The organism is Niallia sp. MER 6, assembly GCF_023714395.1.
Lineage (GTDB): Bacteria > Bacillota > Bacilli > Bacillales > Cytobacillaceae > Niallia.
On sequence record NZ_JAMAUK010000032.1, the window covers coordinates 14,578 to 39,074 of the forward strand.

At 34.3% G+C, this 24,497-nt stretch carries 22 protein-coding genes; 16 read left to right on the forward strand and 6 right to left on the reverse strand.

Features of this window, described 5'->3' with window-relative positions; translation table 11 throughout:
• The first annotated feature begins 87 nt into the window (after positions 1-87).
• The 4 genes from M3600_RS24115 to M3600_RS24130 all read left to right on the forward strand — a co-directional run bounded on the left by M3600_RS24115 (position 88) and on the right by M3600_RS24130 (position 4,395).
• Positions 88-942 carry a carbohydrate ABC transporter permease gene (locus M3600_RS24115; protein ID WP_251647890.1) on the forward strand — a complete coding sequence of 285 codons (855 nt, stop codon included), beginning with the start codon at positions 88-90 and terminating at the stop codon, positions 940-942.
• The gene (locus M3600_RS24120) at positions 942-1,769 is read left to right on the forward strand and encodes a carbohydrate ABC transporter permease (RefSeq protein WP_237943658.1); all 828 of its coding nucleotides are present in this window, start codon (positions 942-944) and stop codon (positions 1,767-1,769) included. Before M3600_RS24115 ends, M3600_RS24120 begins: the two co-directional genes overlap by 1 nt.
• A gap of 51 nt (positions 1,770-1,820) precedes the next feature.
• Positions 1,821-3,872, forward strand: a complete 2,052-nt coding sequence (locus tag M3600_RS24125; protein WP_237943659.1) for a beta-galactosidase — start codon at positions 1,821-1,823, stop codon at positions 3,870-3,872.
• 385 nt (positions 3,873-4,257) lie between these two features.
• Positions 4,258-4,395 carry a hypothetical protein gene (locus M3600_RS24130; protein WP_251647855.1) on the forward strand — a complete coding sequence of 46 codons (138 nt, stop codon included), beginning with the start codon at positions 4,258-4,260 and terminating at the stop codon, positions 4,393-4,395.
• 1,093 nt (positions 4,396-5,488) lie between these two features.
• Here the strand turns inward: M3600_RS24130 and M3600_RS24135 are convergent.
• Positions 5,489-6,301 carry a MerR family transcriptional regulator gene (locus M3600_RS24135; protein ID WP_237943663.1) on the reverse strand — a complete coding sequence of 271 codons (813 nt, stop codon included), beginning with the start codon at positions 6,299-6,301 and terminating at the stop codon, positions 5,489-5,491.
• Positions 6,302-6,402: 101 nt separating this feature from the next.
• Between M3600_RS24135 and M3600_RS24140 the strand changes: the two genes are divergently transcribed.
• Positions 6,403-7,614 (forward strand): MFS transporter, encoded by a 1,212-nt coding sequence (locus M3600_RS24140; RefSeq protein WP_251647857.1) that lies wholly within the window; start codon positions 6,403-6,405, stop codon positions 7,612-7,614.
• A 146-nt stretch (positions 7,615-7,760) separates the two neighbouring features.
• Here the strand turns inward: M3600_RS24140 and M3600_RS24145 are convergent, their stop codons facing one another.
• From M3600_RS24145 to M3600_RS24155, 3 genes are read right to left on the reverse strand one after another with little or no spacing between them, the layout of a single operon-like run.
• Positions 7,761-8,855 (reverse strand): Gfo/Idh/MocA family protein, encoded by a 1,095-nt coding sequence (locus tag M3600_RS24145; protein WP_251647859.1) that lies wholly within the window; start codon positions 8,853-8,855, stop codon positions 7,761-7,763.
• Between the two features lie 34 nt (positions 8,856-8,889).
• A complete protein-coding gene (locus tag M3600_RS24150) occupies positions 8,890-9,627 on the reverse strand; it encodes a ThuA domain-containing protein (protein WP_251647861.1) in 738 nt (245 codons plus the stop codon).
• A 27-nt stretch (positions 9,628-9,654) separates the two neighbouring features.
• Entirely contained in the window at positions 9,655-10,815 is a 1,161-nt protein-coding gene (locus tag M3600_RS24155) for a Gfo/Idh/MocA family protein (protein WP_251647862.1), read from the reverse strand.
• A 264-nt stretch (positions 10,816-11,079) separates the two neighbouring features.
• On the opposite strand from M3600_RS24155, the gene M3600_RS24160 reads away from it, so the two are divergent.
• From M3600_RS24160 to M3600_RS24195, 8 genes are all read left to right on the forward strand, one after another.
• Complete coding sequence (locus tag M3600_RS24160; RefSeq protein ID WP_251647864.1) at positions 11,080-11,931, forward strand: helix-turn-helix domain-containing protein; 852 nt, start codon at positions 11,080-11,082, stop codon at positions 11,929-11,931.
• Positions 11,932-13,283: 1,352 nt separating this feature from the next.
• Complete coding sequence (locus M3600_RS24165; RefSeq protein ID WP_233317244.1) at positions 13,284-13,613, forward strand: PadR family transcriptional regulator; 330 nt, start codon at positions 13,284-13,286, stop codon at positions 13,611-13,613.
• Positions 13,614-14,388: 775 nt separating this feature from the next.
• Complete coding sequence (locus M3600_RS24170; protein WP_251647866.1) at positions 14,389-14,772, forward strand: hypothetical protein; 384 nt, start codon at positions 14,389-14,391, stop codon at positions 14,770-14,772.
• 13 nt (positions 14,773-14,785) lie between these two features.
• Positions 14,786-15,181 (forward strand): hypothetical protein, encoded by a 396-nt coding sequence (locus tag M3600_RS24175; RefSeq protein ID WP_251647868.1) that lies wholly within the window; start codon positions 14,786-14,788, stop codon positions 15,179-15,181.
• Positions 15,182-15,322: 141 nt separating this feature from the next.
• Entirely contained in the window at positions 15,323-15,805 is a 483-nt protein-coding gene (locus M3600_RS24180) for a hypothetical protein (RefSeq protein ID WP_251647870.1), read from the forward strand.
• Positions 15,806-16,089: 284 nt separating this feature from the next.
• The gene (locus M3600_RS24185; protein WP_251647872.1) at positions 16,090-16,950 is read left to right on the forward strand and encodes an EamA family transporter; all 861 of its coding nucleotides are present in this window, start codon (positions 16,090-16,092) and stop codon (positions 16,948-16,950) included.
• 271 nt (positions 16,951-17,221) lie between these two features.
• Positions 17,222-18,400, forward strand: a complete 1,179-nt coding sequence (locus tag M3600_RS24190) for an MFS transporter (protein ID WP_251647874.1) — start codon at positions 17,222-17,224, stop codon at positions 18,398-18,400.
• A 106-nt stretch (positions 18,401-18,506) separates the two neighbouring features.
• Positions 18,507-18,917 carry a MerR family transcriptional regulator gene (locus M3600_RS24195; RefSeq protein ID WP_251647876.1) on the forward strand — a complete coding sequence of 137 codons (411 nt, stop codon included), beginning with the start codon at positions 18,507-18,509 and terminating at the stop codon, positions 18,915-18,917.
• A gap of 75 nt (positions 18,918-18,992) precedes the next feature.
• Here the strand turns inward: M3600_RS24195 and M3600_RS24200 are convergent, their stop codons facing one another.
• Positions 18,993-19,544 carry a CBO0543 family protein gene (locus M3600_RS24200; RefSeq protein WP_251647878.1) on the reverse strand — a complete coding sequence of 184 codons (552 nt, stop codon included), beginning with the start codon at positions 19,542-19,544 and terminating at the stop codon, positions 18,993-18,995.
• 250 nt (positions 19,545-19,794) lie between these two features.
• On the opposite strand from M3600_RS24200, the gene M3600_RS24205 reads away from it, so the two are divergent.
• Together M3600_RS24205 and M3600_RS24210 are read left to right on the forward strand one after the other, a co-directional pair.
• Positions 19,795-21,150 (forward strand): TrkH family potassium uptake protein, encoded by a 1,356-nt coding sequence (locus tag M3600_RS24205; RefSeq protein ID WP_251647880.1) that lies wholly within the window; start codon positions 19,795-19,797, stop codon positions 21,148-21,150.
• A 113-nt stretch (positions 21,151-21,263) separates the two neighbouring features.
• Positions 21,264-21,704 (forward strand): cell wall hydrolase, encoded by a 441-nt coding sequence (locus M3600_RS24210; RefSeq protein ID WP_233317235.1) that lies wholly within the window; start codon positions 21,264-21,266, stop codon positions 21,702-21,704.
• 116 nt (positions 21,705-21,820) lie between these two features.
• Here the strand turns inward: M3600_RS24210 and M3600_RS24215 are convergent, their stop codons facing one another.
• Complete coding sequence (locus M3600_RS24215) at positions 21,821-22,183, reverse strand: hypothetical protein (protein ID WP_233317234.1); 363 nt, start codon at positions 22,181-22,183, stop codon at positions 21,821-21,823.
• A gap of 218 nt (positions 22,184-22,401) precedes the next feature.
• On the opposite strand from M3600_RS24215, the gene M3600_RS24220 reads away from it, so the two are divergent.
• Complete coding sequence (locus M3600_RS24220) at positions 22,402-24,480, forward strand: methyl-accepting chemotaxis protein (RefSeq protein ID WP_251647882.1); 2,079 nt, start codon at positions 22,402-22,404, stop codon at positions 24,478-24,480.
• Positions 24,481-24,497: the final 17 nt, after the last annotated feature.

The window sequence follows — 24,497 nt, forward strand, 5'->3', positions numbered from 1 at the left end:
CTATATGGAGGAGTGATGATATTGCAAACAGGTCGTTCTTTAAAAGAGGAGTCGGAAGCCGTTATACAGCCTAAAAAGAAGAAAAAGCTGCTTACCGCTAAAAGTACACCCTATTTCTTTATTGGGCCAGCTCTTCTGCTGTTTTTAGCTTTTACCGTTTATCCAATTATCGCTTCCTTCTTACTGAGCTTTAAGACAAAGGTTATGGGGGAGTTTACATTTTCTGGTTTGGCAAATTACACTAGACTGTTTAGTGACCCGCTATTTTATAAAGCTTTGGGAAATACATTCATTATTTTAATCGTCCAAGTTCCAATTATGTTGCTTATAGCAGTTATATTAGCTGTTTTCCTTAATTCAACATTACTAAAAATGAAAGGCTTTTACAGAGTAGCCTTTTTCACTCCAGCTGTTACTTCGTTAGTTGCAGCGTCTGTCATATTTGTTCTTATGTTAAATACAGATTATGGATTAATCAATTATTTATTATCCTCTATTGGGGTGGAGAAGGTTGGTTGGTTAACAGATCCATATTGGGCAAGGGTTTCCTTAATCGTCGTAACCACCTGGAGATGGACGGGGTATAATATGGTCATTCTTCTCGCAGGGCTGCAAAGTATCCCCCACAGTCTTTATGAAGCGGCTAGTATTGATGGAGCAGGCTCCATTCGTAAATTTTTTACGATAACGATTCCACAATTAAAGCCAGTATTATTATTTACTTTCATCCTCTCCACAATTGGATCATTCCAATTGTTTGATGAACCTTATAATTTAACAAGCGGTGGACCAAACAATGCAACACTTACTTTAACCTACTACTTATACAACCAGGCCTTTGGTTACTTTGACTTTGGGTATGCTTCTGCGATTGCTTATGTCATTGTAATATTTATTGCATTCTTTTCTTGGATTCAATTTAAAGTAGTGAGGGATGACTAATGGGAAATCATAAATTGCTGAAAAAAACTTCTTTACACATTTTTCTACTAATAGGGGTTGTCATATCTCTAGCTCCTTTTTATTGGATGGTGGTAGGAGCTACTAACCCATCTGGGGACGTGTTATCCTTTCCACCTAAACTGGTGCCAGGAGATTATTTATTTGAGAACTATAAAAACTTAAGTGAATCAATTGATATTGTTCAAGCAGTTCTTAATTCATCTGTCATTTCCATTATTTATGTACTTATGAGTTTATTAGTCTGTTCGACAGCAGGATATGCTTTTGCTAAATATAAATTTAAAGGAAATAATCTGATTTTTGCATCCTTCCTGCTTGCGATGATGATTCCATATCAAGCAACAATCATTCCATTATTCCAAGTATTTGGTTCATTAGATTGGATTAACACCTACCGAGCTGTTCTATTACCACAAATTTGCTATCCTTTTGCCATTTTTTTGATAAGGCAAAATATGAAGGGTATTCCAGATTCATTGTTAGAAGCAGCTAGGATAGATGGGGCAGGGGAATTGTATATATTTTTTAGAATAGTGTTACCAACCATGAAGCCTACTTTGGCTGCAGTCAGTATTTTCTTGTTTACACACCAATGGAATAATTTTATGTGGCCATTAATTGTCATGACAACACAAGAAAACTATACACTGCCTGTTGCGTTATCTACCCTTGCAGGACTTAATTCTATCGATTATGGACAATTGATGTTAGGCACAACTATTTCTGTACTTCCAATTATGATAGTTTTCCTCCTTCTTCAAAAGCACTTTGTATCGGGGATTCTTGGAGGGTCTATTAAGGAATAGAAGGAGTTATGATTTTATGTAAGATAAAATTAAATCTATGGAGGAATAAATATGGAGAAAAGATTAGTAGAAAATAAATTAAAGCTTGGTGTATGCTACTATCCGGAGCATTGGTCAGAGGACCTATGGGAGGATGATTTTAAGCGCATGAAAGACCTAGGTATCACTTATGTTCGTATGGGGGAATTTGCTTGGACAATATTTGAACCGGAAGAAGGGACTTTTTCCTTTGATTTATTTGATCGAGCAGTAGCTAAGGCTCATGAATTTGGATTAAGTGTCATTATGGGAACACCAACAGCAACCCCTCCAGCTTGGCTAACTGAGAAGTATCCTGACGTACTAAATGTTGCTCAAGACGGTATTTCCTATCAACATGGTGCACGACGCCACTATAATTACAACTCGGAAAATTATCGAAAGCTATCATCGATAATTGTTACCCAAATGGCTCAACATTACGGCAGCAACCCAGCGATCGTAGGATGGCAAATCGATAACGAGTTAAATTGTGAAATTGATGTGTTTTATTCAGAAGCAGATCACCATGCGTTTAGAAAATGGGCAAAAGAGAAGTATAAAACACTGGATAACTTAAATAGTGCCTGGGGAACAGTATTTTGGAACCAAACATATACGAGCTGGAATCAAGTTTATTTAACTCGTAAAACTGTGCCGAATTCACCTAACCCTCATCATATGCTGGATGAAAAACGGTTTATTTCTGACAGTGCCATATCTTATGCTGCATTACAAGCAGACATTTTACGTAAACATGCACCGAATCATTGGATTACAACGAACGGTATGTTCAAGCATATAGATAATCATAGAATGACAAATGAAATACTTGATTTCTATGCCTATGATTCTTATCCAAACTTCGGAAGGGTAATCGAAGACCACTCAGAAAAGCCGTTGCGAGACAGAAAATGGAGCTGGAATTTAAGTGTTGTAAGAAGTATTTCACCAAACTATGCTATTTTTGAACAACAATCTGGTTCTGGTGGATGGACAACGAGACTTGAACAGCCCTCTCCAAAGCCAGGTCAGCTAAGACTTTGGACTTATCAATCTATCGCTCATGGTGCAGATATGGTGATGTATTTTAGATGGAGAACGGCTACAAAAGGAACGGAAATATATTGGCATGGAATCAATGACTATCATAATCAACCAAACCGCCGTGTAAAAGAGGTTGAACAGGTCAGCAGCGAGGTGCAGCAAATTGGGGAGAAGATAGCAGGTTCCTCTTATCAAGCAGAAGCTGCTTTAATTTCGAATTATGATAATGAATGGGATGGAGAGTTTGATCAATGGCATGGGCCATATGCTACTAAAAGTAAGGATGCATGGATTAAAGCTTTTCAATATAATCATATCCCAGTAGATGCCTTTAACCTGCATTCAGAAACTACAGTTGATGATTTAAAGAAATATAAAGTATTAATTTATCCACATGCCGCAATTGTCACCAAGCAACAAGCTAATCTATTTAGTGAATATGTTCAGCAAGGCGGAAATATTATTTTCGGATGCCGTTCAGGCTATAAAGATGAAACGGGTCAAACATATATGAAGGAATTCCCAGGATATCTTGCTGACTTGGTGGGCATAACAGTAGAAGAGTTTACGAGAGTTGCTCCTTTTGAACAGGTACCGAGCATTAACTTTAAAGGAGCACATGATATTGAGGCGAATGATTTCAACGAAGTCCTGCAACTACAAGAAGATGTAGAGGTAATCAGTACATTCGCGGGCGCACATTTTGAAGGAAAACCAGCTTTAGTCAAACGTAATGATGGATTAGGTAGTAGTTATTATTATGGTGGAGTATTTAATTTAGACTTGGCTTCCCTATTAATCAATGAATTTGAACTTAATAGCTATCAAGACAAATTTAAGCTGCCTGAAGAAATTGAGCTAGCTATTCGACAAAAGGATGGGAATGACTATACATTCTTATTAAACTATTCTGATAAACCACAAGAAATTGTTGTCAAAAAAGAGTTTAGAAATATGTTAACAGGTAATCAAGTATGTGGTGGGGTTACTTTAAAGCCTTATGGTGTATTGGTGCTGGAATCGAAGAATACCAAATAAGCTAATCATTGTTGGGAATATTAAATATAAATAATAACTTATTTGGTAGGGGAGCTTCATTAACGTTAGCAAGTGATTCGAAGTGACTCCTATGTCAATTGGCTGCTTACTGGGGCTTGAGTTCGATTTTTAATTGGACTCATGCCTTTTTAATTCCCTTAAATTCATATGTGATTAAATTGGGATAGAAAATTACTAATTGTTTTCCATGATAGATTCCTTCTCATTACACAAAATTGTCATAGAAGTTAGTCGATTAACATCAATTTTATATAGTACTATCGGGCTTTTTTTATAATTAACAGAATGTTCAAAAATAAAACCGTATAGATGTGTTATATTTTCGCTGAAACTCTAAATTAATTTAGATAAGGAGTGTCATTCAATGAAAGTATTTAATGTAAAGCGCATAGGGGGTGTAATCTTAACTTCCATCTTGTTAGCAGGGAGTATTTTACCGCATGTTTCTATTGCAAAAGAAAGTGCACTCCCCTTTATTGGAGAGTTACCGGAGAAGCTATAGATACAGCTTCTAATAATAGGGTGATGGATGATTTTATTAACGAAGATAATTCTGAGGAAGTATTGAAACAAATGGTAATGAAACTATTTGTTTCATAACTGATGAGGAGTTTATTAAGGCAGCTGAGCCTTCAGGAATTGAAATTTCTGCTGAACTTAAAAAAATGGCAGAGGTGCAGGGGTTACAAAAGTTGTTTGGACTGGAGCGAAGAAAAACGGAAATGTACAATTAAATCTTTCTAAAGTGGCTTTAACTACAATTAAAGGAATTGGTGTTGCAGGTTCAATGTGCTGGTATATAATAAATATGGCTTTTCAAAATTATGTTTTGGCCGGAAGGAGTATGGCTATTGTGGGTACTATTTCAGCTGGCAATACTAAAAATGGACGAATATACACTGTTAAGAGCTGGAAATATAAAGGCTTCGTGAATCAATAATGGTCAGTTTATGGTCAAAAAGACAATCGTTAGCAGAACGATATAGAAATAACACCAGTAAATATACTAAAGCTAATAAAATTATGGAGTTTCTTTTAATAATAATTATAGCGGTTATAGTAGTATCGCTTTTTGCGGATAATAATTCTTTTGTCAACAGCTTTGTGATGGATATACTAATATATCCTGTATATTGGATATTATATACAATAATTGCCATATTGGATATTCGTGGAAGATTGGATAATGATAGAAAAATAAATAAAGGCAACTGACCTTAGATAAGGAGTAAGTAAGAATCTTATTCTTTTGGGAAGTTACTTAATAGATGTAATAAAAGGTTAAATATTACATTTTTTTAGATGAACTTGTGAATAATTGCACATAAAAAGGATTTTCCTACTTTAGCGAGTGTTAATCGATGAAGGATTAATGCTCTTTTTTTGCTTTGGCATTAACCTTGAGCAAAGTTAAATAAGAAAATGAGCTATAAGGCCATAAAAATCCGCCAAAGACAGCATTATTAGATTCGGATAATTATGTCCTTCTATTAAATTTACATTATTGCTTTCATTCTTGAATCTTAAGCTCCAATCTTCCATTTTCATAATCGAAAAAACCAATTGCATGGGTGTCCATAAGTTGTCTTTGTTTCCTAAAGTTTCACTTTAATACTTATTTTAGTAATATATTCTTCTTCCTGTTTTGAAACCAAAGAATGAAGTAGATACTCTTCATATGCATCCCCATCTATAGTTAATTTCCGGAAGGCTATTTCTTTTAACAAGTAAGAATAAGCGATTTTTATATTATCATATGATCCTTGATAATAATAGATAGCATACAAGCCAGCAGGTTTCTGAGTAGTTCCTGGTCCTTCCATCCGACAAAATAAACAATCAGCTTGTAGAAAGTTTTCACTTAACAGATTTTTCTTATTAAGAACAGAACCAAATGCTGCTGCTCCATTAACGCCTACTTCTTTTAAAAACTCATCATAAATATGCGATAAATCTTCCACAGAGGCTTCCCAATCAATATTTTTCGATGAACTGAAAAGAACAGATTCTGCGGGAAGCTCTTTTAGTATCAACTCCCCAATAATTACATTCTTCAACTCATTTGTTACTTCAATTAATCGAGAAAGAAATAATTGATTCTCCTTAAGTTTATTAATTTCCTTTTCAATATTTTCAACTTGTCTTGAAGCAAGTTCATTTAATTTAGGAACGGAAGGTGATGCGAAATAAGATTTTAAATCATTGATTGGAAAGTTAACGGAACGAAGTGATTGGATTGCGCTAAAGGTATCTAATTGCGGCAAAGTGTAATAACGATAGCCATTTGAGTGTATACCTGCCGGATTAAATAAGTTGATTTTATTGTAATACAGCAAAGTATCTTTTTTAACACCAAATAAATTTGCAAATTCTCCTGTTGAAAATGTTTTTATGTGATTATTTATCATCTTTATGAATCCTCTCTTTACTATGGAGTTACTCCACACTTTATAATAACACTCAGTCAAGTGAATTTCATTTCTAAATAAAAAGGATTGGTGTTAAATAAATGAAGGAACTTCTTAAGAATAGAGTATTTCTAATAGTACAGGGGGCAGACCTATTACAACAAATTGGAATTTGGACCCGTAATATGGCTTTGCTTTTTTATATTATGGAAAGAACGAATAATAATCCGACAGCAGTCTCTTTACTAACTACATTAGAATATTTACCTATATTTATCTTTTCTTTAATTGGCGGAACATATGCTGATAGATGGAACCCCAAAAAGACTGTGGTCTATGGAGATGCTTTAAGTGCTCTTTCTATGCTGTTAATATTGATACTAATATCTAATGGAGTTTGGCAATCTGTTTTTGCAGCGACAGTAATATCTGCAATTATTAGTCAGTTTTCACAACCATCTTCGGCAGTCATTTACAAAAAACATATTCCAGTGAATTTGGTGGGTAGTGCTATAGGGATCAGCCAAAGTTTAATGGCGATATTTACTATTTTAGGTCCGGTGCTGGGAACATTTATATATACACAATTAGGGTTAGAAACATCCATTTGGGTATTGTTTGCCATTTTCACCTTAGCATCTGGACTACAATTGTTTTTACCGAAAACAGAGAAAAATAAATCAAAACAGGAAAGAAAATCAGCATTAATAGACGTAAAAGAGGGACTTGTTTACGTATTTAAGCATAACAATTTAAAATATATTGCTTGCTTATTTTTTATTGTTGGTATTTCTTTTGGAATTACTCAACCATTAGATGTGTTCGTAATCATGGAAAGGTTAGGATTACCTAAAGAAAGTGTTCAGTGGTTTGCTGCTGCAGAAGGAATCGGGATGTTGCTTGGGGGAGGACTTGCGGTAACACTATCGTCGTTTGTTGAGAAATATAGCAAATATGTCTTAACAACAACCATAATAGCTCTTTCTCTTATTACCATTATTGAAATCTTGTCATTCTGGCCACTTTTAACTGCAGCTGCGCGGATATTATCAGGACTGTCTGCTGCTTTTTTTCAAGTAATATTTAGTACAATGATGATGAAAGAAGTTGCTTCTGATTATATTGGCAGAACAAATGGGATTATTATGCCACTCATGATGGCAGGTATGCTTTTAGGCAGTGCTAGCTCAGGATTTATTGTGCTTAAAGTAGATTTATTTGGTGCTTATGTTTTATCAGCTATTTTAACACTTTCCTGTATTATTTTGACAAGTCGACTTCAATTAGAGAAGGTTGAATTAAGAACGAACTAATTAGATACAAAAAGGGGTTCTAATAAAGAAGGGGAGATATACCTTTTTAATATTGTCTATCGGCATTTTGTAAGACAATTAAATTACTCAACAAAGGCTGCCCTTAAAAAGGGCAGCCTTTGTAAAAATTTAGCCTTTAATTACTTTCAATTACTCTGTATTTTTATGGAGACTGGCTCAGGACGATTACATGTACTTTCCATCATATAATGTCTGCCGCTATCAGAGGAATCGTGGAAGCCATGCATCGCTTCTAACACATGATATGCTAACTTGCCATTGGCCCGGTAGTGACCACCTTCCATAATCGCTTGGGCCATATCTGCCACGCCAAGTCCTCTGCTGTTTTGAGCGTGACCGTATTCTAAAGGCACCTCTTTAAATTCATTTTCGTCACGTTTTCTAATCTTAACAGGTCCCCCAAATGTATTTGGATCAGGAACTAATAATGTTCCTTCGCTGCCGTATATTTCAATAGGTGGAAGAGAGGTACCGCCAAATGCATCGAAACTTGTGGTAATATTTCCAATCGCCCCTGAAGCAAAATCTATAACACCTGAGATATGGGTGGGAATCTTTACGTCGATCGTAGTACCTGCTTTTGGTTCGCTCAGTACTGTTCTTTCAGGATAGCTAATCCGGGTGAAGCCGGAAATTCGCTTAATTGGTCCTAATAAGGCAACCAAGGCTGTTAAGTAGTATGGTCCCATATCAAACATTGGTCCACCACCGACATCGTAATAGAAGGCTGGGTCTGGATGCCAATGTTCATGACCGCGGCAAATCATAAACGCAGATGCCCCAATAGGCACACCAATTTCACCTTGCTCTATTAAATGGATGGCTGTTTGAATTCCGGCACCTAAGAAGGTATCAGGCGCACTGCCAACAAGCAGATTTCTTTCTTTTGCTGTTTCTAAAATTTGTTTGCCTTCATCGCGTGTAACTGCCAGCGGTTTTTCCGTATAAACATGCTTGCCTGCTTTAAGTGCTTGAATACAGACAGAGGCATGTGCTTTTGGAATGGTTAAATTGATCACAAGGTCAATCTCCGGCTCATTCAGCAGTTCCATCACAGAACAGGCTTTGGGAATACTAAATTTTTCAGCTTGAGAATGGGCCCGCTGTATATCTAAATCGGCACAGGCGACAAGTTCGAGATGAGGGAATTTCGGACAGTTTTCCATATAAATAGAACTAATATTTCCACATCCAATGATGCCAACTTTAAGTTTTTTCATAAGGGTCCTCCTAGATTTTAGTCTAAAGGCTTTTTTATTGACTGTCTCCCATACCAGTATAGGTACGCACATTTCCGAAAGACGAAGCTTCATCTACTTTATGGGCCAGTGCCTTTCCAGCAGCGGCCCATAAAAATCCTCGGCGCATAATAAGTGAGACTTCCGGCATTGCAACAATATTGGCCTGATGACCTAACGAATTATAAAATACATTTCCGTGGCCCCAGCGTTTTGTCCAGACAACAGGCATATCTACTGCTTTGTTGGCTGAATGAGGGCCGTGAAACACTGGAAAGCGGGTAGTTGCTAACACTTCTACAGCTGGATCATAATGAAGGTAATATTGCTCACTAGCGACTTTAAAATCAGAAATATCCTTTAACAGCGGGCTAGACGAATGCTTAATGTTTACAGTGTATTCCACGCCATCATTACCAGGATGAGCGACCCAATTTCCACCCGTCATAAACTGCCAGTCAACATTATTTCGGAAAGAGTCACACATTCCACCATGGCATCCAGCTAAGCCGACACCTGCAGCCACTGCTTCAGAGATATTTAAGACATACTTTCTTTCGATTTCTCCCATTGTCCAATGAGGAACAATCAAGTCTAATGACTGTAACTTTTCCTTGTCTGCATAAGAGTCTAGTGAATTGGAGACTTCTACTTGGAAATTTTCTTCTTCGAGGATTCCTTTAAAAATGTCTGCAACTTGTTCAGGCTGATGGCCATCCCAACCGCCCCAAACAATCAAAGCCTTTTTATTCATTTTCAACCACACACCTTCAACAGTATTTTAAACAACGGAAATTCGAATCCATTGGCGTTTCTCAATCGATAAATCAACCGCTTCTAAAACTTGCTGGCACTTGACGCCGTCACGGAAGTTTGGGACAGGCTGACGATTCTCACGGAACGCTTCCATAAGTTCTACTACTTCGTGAATAAACGTGTGTTCATAGCCAATTGTATGTCCCGGCGGCCACCAATTTTCAGCGAAAGCATGACTTGGATCAGTTGCTAAGACGCGGCGGAAACCCTGTACATCTTCATCATCATCAGTAAAATAAACCTGCAGCTCATTCATCCGCTCAAAGTCGAAAATAACACTACCTTTACTTCCATTGAGTTCAAACGTATTCGTACAGCGATGGCCTGCAGCAAACCGTGTCGCTTCAAAGCTTCCTAATGCTCCATTGGCGAAACGAGCTAGAAATAAGGTAGCGTCATCCACCGTAACAGCTGCTTTTTCCTCGCTATTGCTGCCTTTTGCAGTTAAACCGGACATTTGGGCAGGAATTGGCCGCTCTTTAATAAAGGTTTTGCTCATCCCAATTACCTCTTCTATATCGCCAATTAGGTAATGAGCCAAATCAATCAGATGAGCGCCAAGGTCTCCATGTGATCCTGAACCGGCAATTTCTTTCTGCAGTCTCCAGGCAAGGGGAAAGTTAGGATCAACAAGCCAGTCCTGTAAAAAACAAGCTCTGAAATGATAAATTTCACCTAATTTACCTTCATCTAAAAGCTTTTTTGCCAGTATAACAGCAGGAGCGAAGCGATAGTTAAATCCAACCATATGTTTAACCCCACAAGCCTCAACTACTTCAAGCATTTCTCTAGAGTCCTTTAATGTAAGCGCTAACGGTTTTTCGCAAAAAACATGCTTGCCTGCCTTTGCTGCAGCCAATGCGATTTCTTTATGTGTATCACTTGGGGCATTGATATCGATTAAATCAATATCGTCTCTTTCCAATAAAGTCTTCCAGTCGGTTGCATACTCCTCCCAGCCAAATTGTTTGGCGGCAGCAGAAACACCGCTTTCATCCCGGCCGCAAATGACCTTCATTTCAGGATGAACAATGTTCGGGAAGAACATGGGAAGATCTCGGTATGCATGACTGTGCGCCTTGCCCATAAATTTATAGCCGACCATTCCAATTCTGAGTTTCTCCATAGTAATCTCCTTTTTTGATAGATGTAAAGACAAGGACAGAAATAGAAGGATAAACAAACCTTTCCCATTTTAAAGAGTATTAAGAAAAGTGATGATACCAAATGTAACAATAGTAAAAAGGGGAGCATGCCCGCAAGAGATAGATCAAAGCCTATGTCTGTGTGTCTAATATTGGTAAATGTATCATTTTTTCGTTTGACACAACAAGATAAAACTTATATAATCCTAGACAAAAATTATCCTATTGGGAAAAGGTGAACCTCAATGTTATTATATGAATCCCACCATTTTGATTTCATTTCAAACTATGACTCCAGTAATTTAAACTTTCCAAGCCATCTCCATCGTTGTTTTGAATTAATCTTTGTTGTTGGTGGCGAAATGGAAGTGATGATTGAAGAAAGAAGTTTTCATTTACACACTGGACAATATTTACTAATATTACCGAACGAAATTCATTCCATTTCGACAGTATCTCAATCAAGGGCTAAAATATGTATTTTTTCACCTGATTATGTACCGACCTTTCAAAAGATGATCGAAAATCGTTCCCTTGAAAATCCCATTTTCGACCTATCTGTACAGGCAAAAATACTTCTATCAAAAACACTCTTTAAAGATGACCTCAACTTGTTAGAACAAAAAGCTAGTCTTTATTTGTTATTATCCGAGCTAATGGCCCAAACAAGCCTCATTAAAACAGAAAAAAAAGACTCAGCATTGCTTCATACCTTGTTAACATACATACAAGAACATTTTACAGAACCGATTACCTTACAAAGTTTAGCTGGCACACTTGGATATAGCTATAATTATTTATCGAAATATTTTAATGCTCGTGTCAAAACATCGTTCACAGAGTTTTTAAATGATACTCGGGTTAACTATGCTTGTCATCTGCTCAGAACAACAGAAAAAAACATCACGGAGATTGCTTATCTTTGTGGATATGAAAACATCCGCTCATTTAATCGTAACTTTATCAAAAAAGTTTTATGTACACCAAAAGAATACCGAAGTAAACTTCCATCGCTTTTTCTTGGTTTGCATCCTGTCCACAATATAAAAACTGCTGATGAAAAAGATACCGAGACTGACTTATATGGCAGAATATGAGTTACTCAAAGCAAAATAGATGTTTAGACATTTTTATACTGAGTGTTTAAAGTTTTATTATCTTTGGTGACTTACTTAATTCCATAAAAAAATCCAGAGAAAGGATAAGGTTTTATTACCTGTTTTCCTTTCTCTTTTCGGCATGCTTGTAAAGAAAGAGCGATTACCACACCTCTTATTACACAAAGTTGTCATGGATTTTGGTTAATTTACATCAATTAATAGATAGTAATATCGAACTTTTTAGCTGGTTAACAGAATGTTCAAAAAATGAGTTAGAAAATTATGTTACCTTTTTATTGAACAACCACGTGACTTATTAAGTAACTGTTCAAGTAAACGCATAAAGAGGTGATAATAATCCCGAAATCAAACAGTCTAAATAATTTAGAATCATTACTTTAGTAAGTGGAAATATATCTTTCTAAAGTGTCGCTAACTACAATTCAGAACTTAAGGTTACAGGTAATATGGTCGCGGTTTTATAATATATGTGGTTTTCTAATTATGTTGGTGTTGCAACGAGTATGGTTAAGGTAGTTACAAATGCCTTTAAAGCATTCAGTATTAAGCATGGAAAGAAATATACTATTAAGAACTGGATATTCAAAGGAGCTGTGAATCAATAATGACCAGTTTATGGTCAAAAAGACAATCGCTAATTGAGCGATATAAAAATAACAGCAGTAAATATACAAAATTTTTTAACATGTTGCAAATTGTTTTTGTAGTTGTTGTTACACTTTCCGTAATATCGCTTTTCAAGGACGAAGATTCTTCTATTCTCAACAGTGTTTTTTTAATAATTTTAGATAAGTTTTTGGGTTGCTTTATCTTATAGTATTAATCTTAGATATTCGTGGAAGATTGAAAAATGATAGGAAATATAAATAAAGGCAATATATCTAAGATAGGTAATAAGCAAAGTAGGGAAGGCTACCGGCATCAGACCCAATACCAAGGTTCTGATAATTAAAAATGACAATGTTCAACAGCATCCTTTGGATGCTGTTTTTTTAATAAATAAGATGGAGAGAAGTAATGAAACATACTGATTAAGAAGTTAAAACTTTACGCCCATTGGAAGTAGAAAGCAAAATTTGAATAGTTTCCTTGATATAAAAATACTATATCTAATTATTACGCTATATTAGATAATTATGCTAGTAAAAATAACCAAAAAGAGAGAAGGGATGGCTATGACAATTTTTAAAATATAATTTCTAAAAGGAATCTAATTTTACTTTCTTATAAATATATAGAGGCAGAAAAGTATTTCTAAAAAGTAGTATATACAGTACCCTTTAATGCTTATTAGCGTTAAATTAAACAACAGATGCTGGTGATAAATAATGAACGCTCAGTTTAAAAAAGGTGTACTTGATTTAATAGTCTTGTTAATAATAGATAAAGAGGATGAATACGGGTATTCACTAGTAAAAAAAATATCTACTAAAATAATCATTTCTGAAGGTACTGTTTATCCGATATTAAGAAGATTAGTTAGAGAAAAAAACCTAACCACATATAATAAGGAGTCTAAAGAAGGGCCATTTAGAAAATATTATAGTATTACAAAGGATGGGATTAATAAACTAGAAACATTGAAATATGAATGGAATGAATTTTTTCTAATAATTAACTGCTTTATCGAAGAGAATGATAAATATAAACAAGATTAATTTTTTTGGAGTATATGAATGAAAATGAAAAAACAAAGAGTAGATATGTGAAATTTTAAAGGATTAACACTGTATATACTATATTATGCTTGGAAATAATGTTGGTTTTAAAAGTGTATTAAGTAATGTGTAGGCATGGAACCGGTAATGTACCGAGCTATGCCTTTTTTTTATTATAATCCTATTTATGTTAAGTAATTTCTATTACTCCATAGAGAGTACTATGCTTTAAACCATAATATACATAAGATACTACTTTATAAACAAAATATTGAACCTCCATTATTTCGATAGTATTTTGAGAATATACCAATTAAAAGGAATAGGAATTGAACACAGCTTTTAATAAGGAAACTAAGGAAAATAAACAAATGGATCAAAGGTAATTCAAAATATGTTATAAGTATTACTTCATTAATAAAGGGTTAGAACTATCCATTCGTTAGTTGCTGAGTAATGTTCCTTTAATTGGTATAAGCAATGTGTGTTCATGAAGTACCTTAGTAACTTATTGAGATTGGTGAAGGGGGAATGTGATTTTACTGCGATAAATGGTTCAAGCAATTAATTAACTATATCTTAAGAGAAATAGTAAAACGATAGCTTTAATTATTCACCATTTGTATCATGCAGAAAGAACTAATATGTTATAAAGGAGAGGAAAACAATAAATAAAAAAAGAAATCTGTTAAATAAATTTGGTGCGGTTGCTTTATCGGCAGGTATTCTAACGGGCGGATTTTTACCAGTTGTAGGACATGCAGCTGAACCAGAAGTGACAGCTGAATCAAGAATAATAGAAAAAGATATTGTATTAAGTGATGAATCTACAGTTATTTTTAGTGATAATGTAAGTAGAGCCACAGTAACAATTAAAGGAAACTTAACAGGTTCCAAGCCACCTCTTTTAAAGCCTCGTGCAACAGCAAAAACTAGTACAAGTCAAAATGTGTATTCAATTAGAGCAAAAGTAGATAGTAATAATAATGGAACTAGTACTTCTTCATCTGGATGGAAAACGTTAAACAATACTTCTATAGCAAATAGTGGGCAACTAATAGCTAATACTACTAAAGCAAAATTTACTGGATATCATCAAATGAAAATTACTAGTTCTTCAAGCTGGTTTTCTACTGCTAATACTAGTTTAACTTATTGAGCTAGTCGTTAAAATGATGGAGAAATTTTCAAAAGGGAAGAAAATAGTTTTTTGTTTGCTAGTAATTACTATTTTCTTCTTTTCTTCTTATTATATTAATAAACAAAGTATAAAGCCCACTGAGCAATCTTCTGAAATGATTTCTGATTCACCGCAAGATGTTTTAGATTTAGGGAAAGGTTATTCTCTTGGTGTTGATATTCCTATGAACAGTAATGCCAATCAAAGTATAGATAATGTTAATGGAAGAATTTTAATGGATATACCACAAGATATTTTAGAAGTTTCGTTTTCAAATAACTTAAGAGACGAACAATTTATCCTTAAAATTTTCTATGATTATGAAGAAATTAAATTTAAACCTTTGGATGAAAATAAGTTTGATTCATCATATATATTTGAATTATAGACGGGAAATACCATTACATTACCCTTTGAGTTAAATAGAGAAATATTAAAAGATAATAAATCACATAAACTTACAGTTGGTATATATGCTTCTCCAAATGAACATACTAAAATCCAAAAATTAATGACAAATTTTTTCGGGATGACTTTAGATTATGAAATTTTTTATGAAGATAATGGAACAATATCTTTAAAAAATCAAGATTCGACAATAAGTAAAACAGTTGATGATGTATCTTTTGAAGGGTTAGTAATTAATAATAATATTGGAAATATGGACGAAGTTTTATTCCCACCATATTCAATAAAGGTAAAAAAAGAAGAGAGAATAGAACTAGCATATTTTGCAAATTTAACTCAATCTATACCTGAGGAAGTAGAAAATTATTTGATTTTATCTATGCTGGATTGGAAACAAATTAAAATGAATGGTCACTCCTATTTATTATTAGATAAAAATTCCATAAATCCAGAATATGGGACATATTATATCACTGCACCAGATAAAGCAGGGTTATATGAATTTGTTGCCTTTATAATACCTAATCCAGAAAATAGAAAAAATGAAGATAATTATTTTCCGATCGAAACCGCATATAAATTCACTATAGAAGTTGTTGATTAATTGGTTACTATCTGGATTACTTTTTTCTAAAAATGGCAGCATTAATCTAATAGGATTAATGCTCTTTTTTATTTAACCTCTGTTAAGCCAAACGAGAATGTTAGTTAAGTAAAAAACGGAAAGGGATTGTTAGAAAAGGCCTTTGGTTGTTGTTATTGTTAGTTTTGTTCTTTTCTTAAATTTGCACATATATCTATAAAAATGTACGATACAAGATGTAGGTTTACCGATTAATATCAATGAGTATCCATTGTTCCAAATAAATAGATAAAGAGATGATTAGCATGAGTATTATATTGGCATTATTAGCAGCAGTATTTGCTGCATTAACGGGGATTCTAGCAAAGATAGGAATAAAAAATGTAAATTCTAATTTGGCTACAGCGATTAGAACTAATGTTGTATTAATCATGTCTTTCTTAATGGTTGTGGTTACTAATAACTTAGATAATATTTTTCTAATTAATTGGAAGGACTTTATCTTTATTGTACTATCTGGAATAACAACTGGACTAACATGGCTTTGTTATTTTAAAGCAATACAAATAGGGGATGTTTCAAAAGTAGTGCCTATAGATAAATCTAGTGTAGTAATGACAATACTCCTTTCATTTATTATTTTAGGTGAGCCTGTTACAACAATGGTTGTTATCGGTAATACTCTGATTACAATAGGTACATTTATATTAATAGGAAGACTCAAAAAAAATTCAAATACGTCCTATTCCAACTCATACATATTATTATCTTTCCTATCAGCAATCTTTGCCGCACTAACAGCGATTCTCGCGAAGATTGGTATAGAAGATGTAGATTCAAATACAGCTACTTTCATACGTACCATCGTAATTATTATTTTTGCTTGGGGGATTGTATTCTTTCAACGTACACATACTCAAATGAAAACCATAACTAGAAAAAGCTATATATTCTTAATCTTATCTGGTATGGCAACAGGGCTGTCATGGTTATGTTTTTTTGCAGCTATTTCCATCGGGAAAGTGTCTATAGTCACACCAATAGATAAATTTAGTGTGGTGATTACGATGATTTTAAGTATCATTATATTAAAAGAGAAGCCGACGAAGAATACCATATTCGGATGTTTTATTATCACAATAGGAACTATTTTTCTTTTATTCTGAGTTTATTTCATAATTGTTATGTCCCTTCATTTAAGGAAGGGTTTTTTTATGTCTAATAATGTTTTAATGGCTTCTAACTTAATTGAATTAAATGTTTCTAACTAACATTTATCTTATAGGTGTAAGAATTAACAATCGTCAGTCATCCCTTATATAAAATAGCTGCTTCTTTCTTACAAGCAACGACCATGTACTTGCTTTAAAGTAAACTTCAAACTGTATAATTACTTTCCAAGTGCTTTAAATATTTTGGAAAGTAGGCTTGATACAAATGAGAAATTATCCAATTTCTATATTTATCTTAGCAATAGGAGCATTTGCTATTGGTATGACTGAATTTGTGTTAATGGGTATTTTGCCTGATGTTGCACAGGACTTAAATATACCCATCTCTAAAGCGGGGCACTTTGTTTCTGTTTATGCCCTAGGAGTTGCTATAGGTGGTCCAATTATGACCTTGCTTACATTAAAAATACCTCGAAAGAAATTAATTCTCTTATTGATTCTTTTTTCTATGATTGGAAACCTTTGCTCGACATTTGCGCCTAATTATGAATCTTTAATTTTATTTCGTATCATCGCTTCGCTTACACATGGAACCTATATGGGTGCTTGTGCACTATTAGCAACTAATTTAGTTTCAAAAGAACGATCCGGACGTGCAGTTAGTTTTATTTTTGCAGGCCTTTTAAGTTCAAACGTTTTAGGAGTTCCAATAGGGACGTTTATCGGTCAACAATTAAGCTGGAGATATAGCTTTGCGGTTATTACAATTCTAGGAATCATTTCATTTCTCGGAATTATAATGTTTGTACCTTCCAGTAAAGATCGAGCAGAATTTAATGTAAAAAAAGAAATTCTTGCTTCAATCAATCCACAAATAATTCTGGCATTGTTCATTACTTTTTTCGGATTTGGAGGAATGTATTTAGCGTTCACTTACATTACACCCATTTTAACAAACTTAACTCACTTTGAATCGAGTAGTATCTCATGGATACTGTTAATATTTGGAGTAGGTTCAACTGTTGGGAGTATTATTGGTGGAAAACTGTCAGATTGGAGGCTAATGCCTTGGCTTAATATAAATATCGTTTTACTTATATTAGTAATGATTTTATATGGGGTTGTTAGTTCAAATAAAGTATTAGTTATTCCTATCACATTTATTTGGGGGTTAATTGCATATGCGCTTCTACCTACTATCCAGTCCCGGCTAGTACTTCTAGCAGCAGATGCTCCAAACCTTGCTTCCACTTTAACTAATACAGCTTTTAATATTAGTATCTCTTTTGCTTCCTTCTTTGGGGGAATCATTATAGATTCATTTAGTTTAGCTTATATTTTCTATATTGGTGCTCTTCAATCATTTGTAGGTCTAATACTTGCATATATTAGTTATTTGGTAGATAAAAGACTTACAATTAGAAAAAAACTACTAAAAATCTAATGTATGATGACTACTAGATATGGTTTTTTAGGTTGCGTTAAAGTTTACTTTAAAGTTTATACTGTTTACAGAAGCAGAATATAACACTCATAAGTGAGGTTTCATTATGGCAGAGTATACGATTAAAGAAGTATCAAAAAAGATGAAATTACCTACTCATACTATACGTTTTTACGAAAAAGAAGGGTTATTACCATTCGTAAAAAGAGATAAAAATGGTTATCGTGTTTTTCGAGAAGAAGACCTTGGATGGTTAGATTTTATTGTTTGTTTAAAAGTAACTGGAATGCCAGTAAGTGATTTAAGAGAAATTATTACCCTAACAGTAAATGGAGAAAATAATTTTGATTCAAGACGGTCTATATTATTAAAACAATTTGCAGTTCTAAAAGAAAAACAAAGGCAACTAGATAAAGCCTTTGACAAAATAGAGGTTAAGTTAAAGTATTTTGATAACCTCGAGCAAGAATTTAATCAGAATTCTAAACACGAAAGTAATTTAAAATCAGAAGTGTAAATTATAAATAATGAATAAAGTCTGCCATGTTGGAATTGGCAGACTTTTTCTTATATGTTCAGGTTCATACTCCCTTTACTCTTCATTCAACTTCGTAAATCTATCCTTTTTAGATAAATAATCAGCAATTAAATAAATAATAAATATTACGGGAGCCGAATAATACATTTTCCAATGAACAGGGTGATATATCCCAATGAACTTAAGAAATGGCAGGATGACAAAAGATACTATTAGTGATAATGCAAGTGCTTTAATATAGGGACTTGTATTAGGTTTTACTTGCAATAAGAACATGATTGAAACTGGTATTATGGAAATACTCCAAGGAAAATAATTATCTGTAAATGGTATGACTTCATAATGATAATGAAAAAAACCTAGAGAATTGCCAACTAGATCAAGTAAGGAGGATAGCAAGGCAGTAAAAGTTCCTACGTAAAGTAGGCGGTCTGTGCTATTTCTCTTCCTAAATATAATAAATATTACGATTGAAATGATAAGCAATAAAGCACCGAACCACCATTGGAATGTAAAAAGGGAATGATCAAACCACATCTGTAATTTTTCATCTTCTAGCTGTTGTTGTTTTTTAGCAAAATCGTCAAAAACATGATTGCTTTTCATAAGGAACTCCTTGTACATGTTGTCATATATATATTTTTAACTGTTAATGGAAAATTATCCGTTGTTCCTGCTAAGAGGGAAATCCTTTAGAAAGCCCTTGTAACACGATTAGAAAAACTTAGAGCTGCAGTTGGTAAGGGAGTATGGAATATTAGCAACTAACTTTTCCTTTATATTGCTTACGTGGTATTTCAGTTTATTATCCAATATAAAGGACAAAATAAATGTAAAATAAAGAAGTTGGAGAAAAATGAAAAGTAAAATAAAGATTTTAACAAAACGACTATCAGCTGCTCAAATAATTGTTTTTTATTACATAGTAGCTGTGATGATTTCAACCATTTTGTTGCTGCTGCCTATAACTCAAAAGCAGGATACAGAGCTCGCACTAATTGATGCGCTCTTCATTTCAATAAGTGCGGTAACAGTTACAGGATTAGCTACGGTTGATGTGAGCCAGCTGCTTAGTGTTCCCGGTACGTTTATATTTTCGGTCATCCTCCAGTTTGGTGGTATTGGAGTCATGGCATTCGGTACAATACTATGGCTTGTATCTGGAAAAAAGATCGGATTAAGAGCAAGAATACTCATGACAACAGAACAGAACAGCCCGACTTTTTCCGGAATCGTTCGGCTTATACGATTGATTTTCTTTTTCTTTGTCACGGTTGAGCTATTAGGGGCTATTGCCATCGGTACATATTTTCTGAAGTATTTCCCTACATGGCAAGAGGCTTATTTGCAAGGTTTCTTCGCTTCTGTTGCTGCTACAACCAATGCTGGTTTTGATATTACTGGAAAGTCACTAATTCCATTCGCAGATGATTATTTTGTGCTAACCTTTAATATTGTCCTTTTTATTATCGGATCCCTTGGATTTCCTGTGTTAATGGAGGTAAGTCAGTGGGTCAGACATAAGGGGAAGAGCACATTCCAATTCTCGTTGTTCACAAAAATTACAACAGCAACTTTTTTTATACTGATTGTTGTTGGATTTTTTATCATCTACTTGTTTGAGTACAATCATTTCTTTGCAGATAAGCATTGGCATCAATCCTTTTTCCATGCTTTGTTTTATTCCATATCTTCAAGAACTGGCGGAATGGCGATCAGCAATGTGAACGAACTATCGCTACCTACCATTTTGTTAATGAGTATATTTATGTTTATAGGAGCATCTCCAAGCAGTGCTGGCGGGGGGATAAGGACCACAACGTTTGCTGTGATGCTGCTAACGATATACAATTATGCAAACGAAAATAGAACAATAAAAATATTTAAAAGAGAGATTGATGAGGAAAATATCATTAAGTCGTTCATTGTATTCACTACAGCTATGATACTTTGCAGTGTAGCGGTTGTCATTCTTACATGCATCGAATCAAGGTTTTCCTTAATGGAAATTTTATTCGAAGTTTCCTCTGCTTTTGGCACTGTAGGCCTTTCGCTTGGAATTACTCCAGATTTGAGTGCTGCTGGTAAGTGTGTAATCATGCTATTAATGTTTATCGGGAAGATCGGAATGTTTACCTTCCTATTCGCTATGGGAGGCAAATCAGTTAAACATCCGTATCACTATCCAAAAGAGCGCATCATTATAGGATAATAATGTTATATTTCTAAGAATGTATAAGAAGTAATAAATTTATCTGTTAATATTTCATTAACAATGTCATATAAGCTGGCTTTTTTTTCATACAATATTTTGGAGGTGGAAAAATGGCCAGAATAGCGTACAGAGATTCAGACATTGACTTAATGGCAAGAATGATGAGAGCTGAAGCTGAGGGTGAAGGAAATCAAGGCATGCTCTATGTGGGAAATGTCATTGTAAACCGTGTTGTCGCCAACTGTACAGACTTTAAAGATTTAAGAAATGTTCAACAAGTCATTTTTCAAGTTCAAGGAGGAAATTACTCTTTTGAAGCTGTTCAAAAGGGCAATGTGTTTTATCAAAGAGCAAGAGAGTCTGAAAGAAGATTAGCACTGCAAACGGTGAAGTTTTGGAGAGATCATCCAGCGAAATTTGCTTTATGGTACTTTAATCCAAGTGGTGCATGTCCCCCAACCTGGTATAACCAACCTTTTACGGGGCAATTTAAAGAACATTGTTTTTATGAACCAGCGGCTGGAACATGCGAAAGTGTTTATAGAGGATGAAATGAAAAGGAGCTGGAAAAATGCAAGTTTATTTTTGCATATTTTCGGCTTTTTTAATTTGGATGTAAATAGGGGTCAGTAACTGACCCCGTTACAATTAACAATGAACGTTAACCTTATATACTGTACGCTTCATCAATAGAATCTACAAAAATTCCAGGAAAGTTAATTTCTTTTACACAATTTTCAACCTGCATTCTTGAAGCTGGAGTGGAAGGATTAATAATGATTATCTTTTTAAAATTAGCCATCGCATATAATTTTAAAACGAATGTGATATCTTCCACCACATGACCAGCCACTTTTTCTTGACCGCGTCCATCAATAATTAGTTTATACCTTGAAGGGTTAATCGTATTAACGATGGTTTGAAACTCGCTTAAATATATTTTTGCATCTTCTTCTTTAAAGAAACCGCCGACTTTTACAAATAACGTGCTTTTTTCTTCATCCAACTCAAAGGTATATAGCTTCCCCATTTTTTCCTCCAATGTGTAAAAATAACTACTGGTATCATAATACATAAAACGACTACTTTCGACTATCCTGCTTTTTTTACCTCTTATGATACGTAATACTCTCAGAAAAAACCATATGTCGAAAATTGCGGTTTTTTTCGTTAATGTCTTCATTATTCTTTATCCCTTGACGATAGTATCAATATAGCACTCTAAAATTAAAGTAAACAGGAGAGATTATGAGAATCAAACATCGTAAGAAGAGTATTGCAACATCATTGATTTCGTTTGTTGTTCCTATAATTATCGTTGCGCTAGTCGTTATTTCGTCCATTGGATATACATTTTCCAAACAAATTATTAAGCGACAGTTGGACTATGCAATGAATACAAAGCTTGAGGAAACTGCTCAAGGTATAAACATTATTTTGGAAAAAGAGAATGGTTTAGCGCAAAGTCTTGCCAAAACAGTTGAAGTAAATTCAGATTTATTAAAGGAAAAGGATTATGATGATTTGTTAAAAAATTATATTCCTATGTATAGTGAAACATTTGGTATGGGTGTTTGGTTTGAACCGAATGCTGTTAAAGGCAAGCAGAAATATGCACCATATGCATACAAGGATGGAGATAAGATTATCCTTGATGATTCATATACTACTGGAGACGTTGATATTTGGTCGACAGAGTGGTATAAAGTTGGTTCTCAAACAGATGGTGGCTGGACGACAGCATATTCTGACCCTGCTACTAATGTTTCGATGGTTACAACTGCATATCCATTTAACAATCAAAACGGTAACTTAATGGGTGTAGTTACAGTAGATGTGGATATTAGCAGTATTCAAAAATTAATTACAGAAGCAGAAATTGATTATGAAGGAAAAGCCTTATTGGTACAGAGTGATGGGGTACTTCTCGGTGGTGTAGATGAGAAGCGGTTAACAAAGGAAAGCATATTGGATGATCAAAATGATTCTCTTGCAGCTGCTTCTAAGTACATGTTAGCGAACGAAACTGGCAAAACAGAATATACAGCTGATAATGAAAAGTACTATTTCTACTTCTCGACTATTCCTAATACAAACTGGAAGATAGGGATCAGTGTAAGTGAAACACATCTCTTTAACAGCTTAAATGACTTGCTAAAAATATTCGTTATATCTAGTTTTGTCTCCATCGTGCTGGTAACTTTAGCGATAGTTGTTTTTTCAAACCGTATGGGTAGAACAGCTAGGAAATATAGCAAAATAGCAGAAGTTGTCGCTGATGGTGGGTTAGTAAACAAATTTGAAGAGAAAGATTTAGCTAGAAAAGATGAGTTGGGGGATATTGGAAGATCTCTTTGCAACATGCAGAATAACTTAACAGATGTTATTAATAATTTTCAAGCTAATGCATTAAGTATTGATGATCATGCTCAAAATCTGTCTTCTTTTTCTCAGCAAATGTCTGCCACTTCAGAAAATGTTGCGACAGCTATAACGACTGTAGCTGAAGGAGCAACAGAGCAACATCAGAGACTAAAAAGTGTAAATTCAGGGCTGAATGAATTTGGAACAAGCTTGGATTCTATGGCGCAATCCATTAATGATGTTGATTCTAGCACTAATTCCATACTAATGATGGCTAATGAAAGCAGTCAAGAAATGAATATGATGATTAAGGCTTTCGGCTCACTGAATGAAACGTTTAAAGAATTGATAGAACGAGTGAAATCAGTAGAACTAAACATCCGCAATGTAAACGAGATGACAGAAATAATTAATTCCATTTCTGAGCAAACGAACCTTTTAGCTTTAAATGCGGCGATTGAAGCAGCTAGAGTTGGTGATTCTGGAAAAGGCTTTGCGGTAGTTGCGAATGAAATAAGAAACTTGGCAGAAAAAAGCAGAGAGTCTTCTGAAAAAATTGATTCTATTATTAATGGTGTGTCTAAAGATACTACACAAATGGTTGAATCAGCAGAAGATGTAAACAAAGAACTTCAATTACAAAGAGAACAGTTAGATACAACTATTCACTCTTTTGAAGGAATTATCCATGCAGTAGAGGAAGTATCTCCTAAAATAAAAGAAATTAAAGAATCGTCCATCAAAATTCAGAATGATAAGAGTACAATAATGAAGGAATTGGATCAGACTGGAACGATTGCAGAAGATGTAGCTGCATCAGCTGAGGAAATTTCAGCATCAGCTCAGGAGATGTCTGCTTCAATTGAAGAGGTCAGTGCATCAGCTGTAAGCTTAGGTGAGATGACCACTAAAATGAAACATAAAATAAACTTTTTCAAAATAGAGAAAAGAAGTAGTAATTAATAAAAATATTATGTAAA